The organism is Acinetobacter sp. ME22 (genome assembly GCF_022012315.1).
GTDB classification, from domain to species: Bacteria; Pseudomonadota; Gammaproteobacteria; order Pseudomonadales; family Moraxellaceae; genus Acinetobacter; species Acinetobacter brisouii_A.
The window spans coordinates 1-9,475 of record NZ_JAKLTL010000028.1 but is presented as its reverse complement, the minus strand read 5'-3'; the positions used below and the strand labels follow the sequence as shown (position 1 = coordinate 9,475).

Genomic DNA, 9,475 nt, shown 5'->3' with positions numbered 1-9,475 from the left:
GAAGCACCAATATTATTTATTATGCTATGACACATTAATTAATTATAGTGCTATAAGCAAGGTAAACGGTGTCATATTGCAAGGTAAACGGTGTCATATTGCAAGGTAAACGGTGTCATATTGCAAGGTAAACGGTGTCATATAACCTTTGAAAGCATTGTTAATAAAGGCTTTCAGCATGTCTAAAAGCATTTAAAAGCTTTAAAATAATTAAAAGCCCAAATCATGAAAAATTGCCCTTGGTTTTCGCTACGCTCAAACTCTATTGAATCTCGCTTTCGCTCGATTCGTCGGGGCAATTTTTTGGCTCATCTCGTTGTGACTTCAATAAAAAGCAAAAGCACGATGAATTCGCTTCGCTCATAAAGCTTTTTTACTCGCTACGCTCGATCTAGACTCAATTTTCTGCATGTGATTGACGCTTATTTAGGCTTCAAAGCCTAAAAAGCTGTTTTTCAGAGAGTCTAAGCGCGAATTTCAGCGATTTCACTCGTAGACACTCGTTCTGTACCTTCCAGTGTGAATTTGAGCTTAAATCGCAAATGAGTGCATTTAAAAGCTAAATTTTACAGGGATTAGATAAAGTCTTTACATTCTGTATGGGGATCATAAAAAAATTTAGGCTTTCTCTCTGTTAGTTTCTCTAAATTCCTCTCAACATTGGTCATTTCATTAACTGAAGATTTGAATTGATCTCCTGTCTTTCTATTTCTTTTTTTCTTTGCTTTTGTTGTTGATTAAGTTCGTCTGTAGACAAACTAGTGACAATGACTGATACGAAGTATTTCGGCTTAATTTAGGAATTTCCGCATTAATTTCATTGGGGGGGATATGCATATTCGTGCATTGCCAGGATCTTTTCTTTTGATTGAAGAAGGTATTTTTTAATTTGGTGATGTCCAACTATGATTTGTTTTTTACTTCATCATAGATTTTCAATAAGTAGGATTATCTAAGATTTTTTAGGAATTTCTAGGAATTTTTAAGAATTTCTAGGAATACGTGGAATTTAGGGTTTTGGGCCTGTTTAGATAGTCGATTTTTAGGAATATTTAAGAATTTTTAAGAAAGTACTTAAGGGTAAAGTAGGCAAGATGTGTAATGTTATATAACATGGCAAGCCTTGGTTATATAAATTACCTTACTTATTCGCTTTCAGCTCAACGTGGCATCTTGTCCTGCGGAGCTTTTGGCATAGCCAAAATGTACTGGAAATAGAAAAAATGACTGAACAAAAAAAGCCGAAACGGATACGCCAAAAAGTAATTCAAGTTGTGGTAACTGAAGCTGAAAAAAAGCAAATTGAAGAAAGTGCGGCCCAGGGAAATTTGTCGGCTTCTCAGTTGCGTGATTTAGGATTGGGTTACCAACCTAAAAGTCTGACTGATATAAAAACAATCCAGGAAATTCGCAGCCTAAAATCAGATATGAATAAAGTGGGGGGACTACTGAAAAACTTAATGAATGGGGAGCTGACTGATCCGAACGAGATCAGATCTAAAGTAAATGGGCTGCTGCTGGATTTTTCTAAGAACCAAAATTCGATTGATCTATTCATTTCTAAAGTCAGATCAGCGATCAAGTTTTAAAAAAGTGTAAGGTGTGTGACCTTGTATAGTGGCGTTAGCCTGAATTTCGCATAAGAGATTTTATGTTAAATCGAAAGTCGTGCTGAGCTACACGTACTATCACTCAAAAAGTAAGGGGTAATTAATCTACAAACATATAATTTGTATCAATTTCATTCTAGATTTTTGAACTCTAGTGGAACACTAGCATAGATATTACATAGTTCATTTAATGCCCAATGTACTGATGTAAATTCAACAATAGCTTTCATCAAAGTATATGAATATAGGGGGGGTGAAGAGTCTGACAAAATCTCTAAAGCTAAAAATTCTGAAATAGGAGTTAAAGTTAGCTTTTCAAGTTCAGCCTTATCCTCGATGATTTTCCAATCAATTATGAAATAAATAAGAAAATTACCACACAAAAAATTTGCAAATATATCGGGATCATCAATGGACAACGAATATGGATAAAAAAGAGAATGATCTTCTTGATTTTTAAATTGATTTAAGAGGAAAAAAAATGGTTTTTCTAAATTTTCTATTAGAGAAAAATTTATTTGTGATGGATCAACACCGCTTAAATGGCTTAAACAATAAAAGCCATCCTCAATCTTGGAAAAGCAATACCCATCCTTCTTTGAATTTTTAAAATTTTTATTTATCAAATATTTATTGCTAATTTCTTTGACAGAAGCGCTGATCCTTTTTGAAATAGCACCACCTCTAATTTCCGTACTATTATCTTTTAATAAATACTCTCCAATTTTATTTGCATCTTGGATTTGTCTTTCTGCTGTTTTAGAGGTTGCCTTACTTTGTTTTACTTCCATTAAAAATGGAACTTCTCTCTCCATGACCATAATGTCGGCATGTCTAATTAGGCTAGTTAGATCATTTAATAGAGTCTTATATCCTTCTGAAAGTAATTTATAGAAAATTTCTAATTCTAAATCCTGTCCCTCTTTTCCAAAGAGATCTCCAGATAACTCTTTAAGATTAATTGAATTGACACTATATGAATAGGCTCTTAAATCTCCTTTGTCATAGTACAGATGGGGAATAGAGTTACCTAAATGTCGTGCCCAAAGCTTAAATACTTTAAGCTCATCGAGTTGATCTACGCAAATTTTTATCGATTTTTTAATCTGTTTTGAATTTAGCTTACTATTATTAGGATCTTTTTTTTGTTTACTAAGGTAATTTAATCTTTTTTTTCTACGATGAGAAAAATCTTCTAATGATTTATGCCAACTAAGTAATCTTTGTTGAATTTTTAATAGCAAATCAACATTGTTATTATCTAAGGAAAGTTCATTTAGCTCTATTTTGAAATGATAGAGCTGTTTAAAAAAATATTTTTTCATTAGTTTAATTCTTCTAAAATTAATATAATGCACGTTATGCGAAGTGAAAAATGGGAGCTTACAGCTCCCATTTGTATCGTTATACATTGAATCCTATATGTTTTCCAGTTGGAAGCTCTACATCAATACGGAGCTTTCCACCCATCGCTTCAACATACTTTTTCATGGTCGAAATTTTAAGGTCATTGCCTCGGTTTTCGATTGCTGAAAGTGATGGCTGTTTTATGCCAAGAGTTTCAGCCAGTTCTTTTTGGGAAATCTCTAATTCTTCTCGAATAAGGTGAAGCTGAATTTCTAAAAGTAGTTCATCAGCCATTTTTTGAATACGAGCTTGGCTCTCTGGAGAGCGGCTAGCCAATAATTCCTGTAAGGTTTTAGCCATTAGATTAATCTCCTAGGGTTGAGAGATGAAGTTCGTATTGCTCATCTGCAATATCCAGCATCTCTTTATAAAATCGCTTTTTCCCGCCTTTATCAGCAATGCACAGCACAATGGCTTGTCGTAATGGATCAAATGCAAAAAAGGCTCTCAGTGGTTTCCCTCGATGTTGAACACGTAGCTCTTTCATATTGGTAAATTTAGAGTCATACACGGTATCCACTAAAGGGCGACCTAAACTTGGTCCCTGCTGCTGTAGAACAACCAAAGCCGCTAGAACTTTCTCTTGTGTTGATTCGTCTTGCTGCTCAAGCCATTCATTAAACAGATCTGTCGTGATGACTGTCCACATATTACAACCATAATATAGATTATAGTCTATATTTTATATCTAACTCAGTTACTTTTCAAATGGCAATAAAAAACCCCCAGCATCCTGCCGAGGGTTTTTCATATTCGGTTCTAGGTATAACGTCCTGTTGTACCTCACGATCCTTGCGTTAGAACATAAACATCCATTTTACGTTCTGGAACTTCCTGTTCCTGTATGACTTCATCATAAGAAAAATCATAGAGATGACATAGACGCAATGATCCCTAATTCATGTGATCCTGAGCGTACAGGATTGTTCAAAATTCATCCCAAGGGTTATCCGCAGAAATTGTGGATTCTTTCGGTCATAAAAGGCTTATAAAATATATGGGATTGCTATTTTTGACTAAAATTTAATCAATTTTATTGGCAAAAGGTTTCAGAATTGAGCGTAAAAAAGCCGACATGTTTCAGAATCGGCTTTTTTACGGTTTTTGGGTTTTCTGAAATTAGTTAAGTTGTTGATTTAAATGGGTTCTAACAATTGCATTTCGCATAAGCGCCATTATGTTAAATGGGTTCTTGAAAGCCACTCATTAATTAGTGGACTGTTCCTAGTATTGAGGTTCAGGTTTGGAATCAGTTTTGATCTTTTAATGAACTTGCTTACATCAAATTTAATTTCATCTAATGCTGATGAAACACCACTAATTAGGATCTCAGAACTATAATCATAACCACAAGAAGTTGATGAGTTTTGAAAAAATCGTCCAAGTGGATCAATCATCAAATAAGAGTGAGTCATTTCATCATTATTTTCTGAACTAATGATATCTTCTAAATCAGAGTGTCTTTCTAAAAACGCATAAAATTCAGAGTCATTAATGGAATAATCATTGGTAATGACAGGAAGCATTTTAAAAACTTTCCATTTTGATGGCGATAACTTCCTAATGAAGTCATTAAGATCTTCATCTTTATTAAACTGATTAATAACACTATTGATTTTTATATCGATTTTAGGGTTAATTGTTCGCAGATTTTGGATATGTGCATAAATCTTATCTGTTTCGATAGGTATGTTTTTAATTGCCCGGCCAATTCTGAGATTAGACTCGGAGTGAGTAGAGTCTATACTGAAGCCAATCATCGAAAATTCATTTGCAATAATTTTAATGAGTTCATCATTTAATAGGCTGCCGTTCGTGATCGCAGACAACTTAAAATGATATTTTTTTGCTGCTTTTATGATGTCTAGGATTTGGTGTTTATAGAGGAATGTTTCTCCACCAACCAAATTGAGACGTACTCCCGTAAAAGAGCATCCACTTTTCGTATTTAAAATAGAGGGTAATAAAGAGATTTCTTGCATTAATTGCTGAATATTTTGTTTTGAGTGCAAAATTTCTCGTTGATTTTTTTGTTGCCATTTGGCAAAGCAATAAAAGCATTTATAGTTGCATGCTTCGGTTATATGCCAATTTATGACTAGATCCATATAATATGCCTTATTTAGTATAATTTTATGATTTTTAAAATAAATTTGGCAGTAATAATACTGCCAAATTGAAAGAAGTCTAGTCATTAAATAAAGAAAATAATCCGCCAATTAGTGCTCCAGCGATCATAACTGGTGCTACCGTGATTGCAGCAGCTCCAACTCCTGCTGCACCAATCACACCAACTGCAGCAGCACCTGCTACTGCACCAGTTCCTAGCGCTGAGGTAGTAAGAGTTGCAGCACCAATCCCAACCGTTCCTCCCAAAGCCATACTTGTTAGAACAGAATTTACTGCTGGTGTAGTTGTCATCATCGTTATAGGAGCTGAAGCTGTAGCAGCCAGTATCTGATATCTTTGAAAAGCATAATAAGAAAACACAGCATTGGTTGTGTGTCGCATAATTGCTTGAACTTGTTCACTACGAGCTTTTCCTGTTACACACCAACAAGCAAAGTGTTCACAATTATTGAAAAAAAGATTGTAGTCATCTTCGCCTAGGCACGATTGTGCTCTATGAACAATTTCTTCTGGAGAATAGATATTTTGATATGAGGGGTAGCTTACAACTTTGAAATCGTCACTTCCTCCCAAAAAGCTTTCTAGGCTTGTTTTTTTTATAGCCCCTTTCTTAAAGGCTTCATCAAAACCAGAATAGTGAATAACTTGATTATCACCAACGTAAATACCGTGATGGTCATATAAGCCTCTTGAAGAGCATAGGTGTGAGCCTAATTGTATAGTGTTCATAAGTAACTCTCTTTGATTGAAATTAACAGCGTCTAAAACTGTTTGTGTTGTATGTTGTGATTAATGAATCTCCATCTAAAACAATAGTTATTCCACCTTTATCCAAAACTTTTAATGCAACTTTTCTTGTTTCTTGAAGACTAATCAAAGATTTTTTTATTAATCTTGAAACTAATAAATGTTTGAATTTATTTATCAGTTTTTTTAATGACTTTATTTTAATATCGATTTCAATTATATTTGATTTCAATATCTTCTTATTTGTTACTATCCTATCTCCTTTAAGCTCTCCATAATAAATGGTGAAATCAATTAAATTCTTAGATATTGCTCTTTGAGACATTCTCTTATGACAATGTTTGGTGATATTCATAATAATCAAGTTAATAAAAAATGTTTCGATTACTAGATTTTACAAGAGAAATTTAGTGTATATAATTGTCAATAATAAGATTACTTTTTATGAAACTAAAATGGCAAGAATTACTAAAGAACAGCATGCGGCATCAGATCTTCTAGACTTTATGCACTTCCATGAAGTTTCATTTTTAATGATTAAAAACAATGAATTATGTAAAAATATAAATAAAATAATTTCTAAAATTGATTGCGTTATAAAAAAAAATGAAGTTAGCTCACATGACTATACCTTATACAAACACTATCTACTTTTTGCTTTAGAAGTAATTCTAGTAAGAAAAAAATCACCTGATTTTTATGAAATACGTAACTATACTGAAAATGGAAAATATAATAATATAAATAAAGAACAATATGAAGCTGTTTTGGATTATCATAAAGAATTCTCACTTGGAATTATTCTAAAATATATAGAATTTAAAAAATTAAATACTGAAATTTTTGAAATCTATCTAAATAAAGTTTTAGATTATATTGAAAAAAATATTGATGATAATTTTTATGCAAGCAATCTTTTAATAAAGTCATTTTTTTATGAATTTAATATGGCATCTTATAAAATATATAAAAAATATATTGATCTTAATTTGTTTACAAAAAAAAATGTTAATTCAAAAATACTATATGAATATGGTGAAGAGATTTTTATTCGATTTCTTCTAATAATTGAATATGAGAGTATCAAAAATTTATTTAGAATTAAAAGAAATGGTAATAGAAAAGAAATTACAATAATAGAACCTGATGAAAATATGAGTATTGAAGATAGGAAGAAATTTAAAGAGGAATGTCTGAAATTGATTGATGATATTATAGATACATCTGATGGAACAACATCTGCGTCAATGTTCTTAATAGATTATATAAATGATAAAGATGATTTACTTAACTTTATTTTAAAATCCTCTGAAAGAATGAAGCGAGAAAGATTTTTTGTTGGTAAGCCTGCTAGATGGTTAAGTATTTTTGGTGCTTTTCTTATTCTTTGCTTAAAAAACTCAACGAATGGAGAAAAAATAGCAATATATTCTGAAGAACATCATCCGGATAAAACAACTATAAGTGAGATCGTATCAGATCTATTTCAGCAGAAAGGTGATACCTTATCAGCAAGAACCCTATATCTACGCTTTAAAGAGCTAAAAGAACTGTACTTAAAAATTAAGTACTACGCTTATGTTATATCTCTTAAGGAACATCAAACGATAAATTGGTATGCAGAAGATAAAGCATATGAACTTGCTTTAAAATTTGATCCTAAGAACATGGAATTAATTGATGATAGATATGGCTTGATAAAAATAAGGTGTTTATAAATTAAGAATATCTAAAATTAACATAATACGCCTTATACGAAATGCTCTTCATTTCTCTTTAAAATTCAGTGTTTTATGTTGATGTAAAAAGCCCAATCCTTCCCGATTGGGCTTTTTCTTTGATTTATCACGTTCCACGCCTAATAAGTGATCAATGTTTCACAGTTTTAATTAGCCCAATTGAATAATCAGGATGCCTGGTCTTTCTCTTTTTGGCGTTTATCCAGCTCTTTTTTCAGCTCCTTTTTATCTTGGTACGATGCGATCAGCATGATCGGGATCAACAGCGGGGCCACAATAATGCCTAGGGCAATGTCTTTCAGTTTCGGCATGATCTTTCTCCCTTAGTCATTATCAAAAACAGCATTCAGTACACGGCCAAATAAGCCACGTTTTTTGTGTTGTGGCACTGCCACATTTTGCAACGTGGCATGCTGTAGCGTTTGGGTGTGGTATGCCGTAGTTTCTTGCTGTGGCACCGCCACATTTTCTGCAATATTTAATGCATTATTCTTTTTATTATCATTGTCTTGTTGTGTTGTCGCATGCTGTGGCATGTCAGTGTCGCATGCCGTAGCATCTTGTTGTGGTGCTGCTGTGGCAGGTGCAACACTTTTCAGCTCAATGAGTGTTTGCATACGGTCAATTTGTTGCATTAACCGTTCTTCACGTTCTTGGTATTTTTTGACTTCATTTTCTAAATGGGCAATAAGTTTTTTTGTAGATTCATCACCTTCTTGCTTAGATGATTCAATTTTTTGAGGTGTTTGCTCAGGTTCTCCAAAGCATCGGATGACCTCTGCTAGATCGAATTGTCCATCACTGGAGCGTGATAAACGTCCGTTACGTACAGCTCTGTAAATGGTTGATCTATCCACATGGAATTTTTTAGATACTTTACTTAGCGATAACTTAGCCATTTACTGTGTCCTTTTTATTTGATGGCATGTATCCCACTTTTTTTAGGTATGGGGCTAGTTCTTTGATTTTTTCAGAGTCTTGTAGCATCTCAGCAATACGAACAGCAAATTGAGGATAGCTTTCAGTTCCTTGTGAATAGCGACCCATTTCAGGGAGTTCTGAAAGTTTGTTTGCAAACATATGCCGTTGAGCATCGGTCATCTTTGAAAAAAGGTCTAAGGTATTCGGATCTCTTTCTATTGATGGATTATCCTTTTTCTTCTGTTTAAACGTAAAAGAAAAACCTGAAATTGATCGACCTCTTTTGTGTTGTTCATACTTCACTGTGATATCTGTATGTTCATTAATTTGTTTAATAGCAAGCTCAAGTACACTAGTTTTAAAGCGTTCCATACGCTTGTACTCTGTATCGAGTACTCCAATTCTTTGGCGGAAATCATTTAACTCTATAATTGGAGTAGAGCCAGTACTTCTCCAAGCAATTAATAGCTCATATAAACGAACAGCATAAGCACTACTGAGATTGCTAACTTGCTGCAATTCATATTTAGTGAAATGCTCTTCTAAGCGCGTAATTAATGGAACTATGGCAGGGGCAAAAATAAGCTTAACCACGGCTTCATTATCTACATATCCAATTTCACTAACCCAACGGGATCTATAGTTCTCAATATTCCCTCTTTCATTTATTTTTTGATAGCTGAATTGTCTTGCGAATAAATCATTACAGGCATCTTTTAATGCCTGGTAAGCGGTATTGCGATGTACGCCAAATTGATTGACATAGCTTTCTGCATGGACTGTTAATGGATCATTAGCATTAATCCCTTTGCCACTTTCTCTTGCCTCAACAATAGCCAATAAGATTAAACGTTGTTCTACTAAATCTAAGTTATAGCTTGCATTAATTAAGGCATTGTCTTTTACAACTAATTCTCTCAT

The 9,475-nt window shown here is 33.3% G+C and carries 11 protein-coding genes; 2 read left to right on the top strand and 9 right to left on the bottom strand.

Features of this window, described 5'->3' with window-relative positions; translation table 11 throughout:
• Positions 1–1,223 precede the first annotated feature (1,223 nt).
• Positions 1,224–1,589 (top strand): plasmid mobilization protein, encoded by a 366-nt coding sequence (locus tag LVY74_RS17410; protein ID WP_237816120.1) that lies wholly within the window; start codon positions 1,224–1,226, stop codon positions 1,587–1,589.
• A 152-nt stretch (positions 1,590–1,741) separates the two neighbouring features.
• Here the strand turns inward: LVY74_RS17410 and LVY74_RS17405 are convergent, their stop codons facing one another.
• The 6 genes from LVY74_RS17405 to LVY74_RS17380 form a co-directional block, all read right to left on the bottom strand.
• Positions 1,742–2,935: a hypothetical protein gene (locus tag LVY74_RS17405; protein WP_237816119.1), complete on the bottom strand. Its 1,194-nt coding sequence runs from the start codon at positions 2,933–2,935 to the stop codon at positions 1,742–1,744.
• A 79-nt stretch (positions 2,936–3,014) separates the two neighbouring features.
• The gene (locus LVY74_RS17400) at positions 3,015–3,317 is read right to left on the bottom strand and encodes a helix-turn-helix domain-containing protein (protein ID WP_237816118.1); all 303 of its coding nucleotides are present in this window, start codon (positions 3,315–3,317) and stop codon (positions 3,015–3,017) included.
• A 4-nt stretch (positions 3,318–3,321) separates the two neighbouring features.
• Complete coding sequence (locus LVY74_RS17395) at positions 3,322–3,666, bottom strand: type II toxin-antitoxin system RelE/ParE family toxin (protein WP_151710785.1); 345 nt, start codon at positions 3,664–3,666, stop codon at positions 3,322–3,324.
• A gap of 526 nt (positions 3,667–4,192) precedes the next feature.
• A complete protein-coding gene (locus LVY74_RS17390) occupies positions 4,193–5,125 on the bottom strand; it encodes a viperin family antiviral radical SAM protein (protein WP_237816117.1) in 933 nt (310 codons plus the stop codon).
• A gap of 79 nt (positions 5,126–5,204) precedes the next feature.
• The gene (locus tag LVY74_RS17385) at positions 5,205–5,876 is read right to left on the bottom strand and encodes a lecithin retinol acyltransferase family protein (RefSeq protein ID WP_237816116.1); all 672 of its coding nucleotides are present in this window, start codon (positions 5,874–5,876) and stop codon (positions 5,205–5,207) included.
• Positions 5,877–5,898: 22 nt separating this feature from the next.
• Positions 5,899–6,249 carry a hypothetical protein gene (locus LVY74_RS17380; protein ID WP_237816115.1) on the bottom strand — a complete coding sequence of 117 codons (351 nt, stop codon included), beginning with the start codon at positions 6,247–6,249 and terminating at the stop codon, positions 5,899–5,901.
• Positions 6,250–6,349: 100 nt separating this feature from the next.
• On the opposite strand from LVY74_RS17380, the gene LVY74_RS17375 reads away from it, so the two are divergent.
• Positions 6,350–7,612, top strand: coding sequence for a hypothetical protein (locus LVY74_RS17375; RefSeq protein WP_237816114.1), 1,263 nt, complete (start codon positions 6,350–6,352; stop codon positions 7,610–7,612).
• Positions 7,613–7,800: 188 nt separating this feature from the next.
• Here the strand turns inward: LVY74_RS17375 and LVY74_RS17370 are convergent, their stop codons facing one another.
• The 3 genes from LVY74_RS17370 to repM form a co-directional block, all read right to left on the bottom strand.
• The gene (locus LVY74_RS17370; RefSeq protein WP_167514224.1) at positions 7,801–7,944 is read right to left on the bottom strand and encodes a hypothetical protein; all 144 of its coding nucleotides are present in this window, start codon (positions 7,942–7,944) and stop codon (positions 7,801–7,803) included.
• 12 nt (positions 7,945–7,956) lie between these two features.
• On the bottom strand, positions 7,957–8,532 hold the full coding sequence (locus LVY74_RS17365; protein ID WP_237816113.1) for a plasmid replication DNA-binding protein: 576 nt from the start codon (positions 8,530–8,532) through the stop codon (positions 7,957–7,959).
• The coding region (gene repM, locus LVY74_RS17360; RefSeq protein WP_237816112.1) for a replication initiation protein RepM at positions 8,525–9,475 on the bottom strand (951 nt) is incomplete at its 5' end. The genes LVY74_RS17365 and repM, both read right to left, overlap by 8 nt.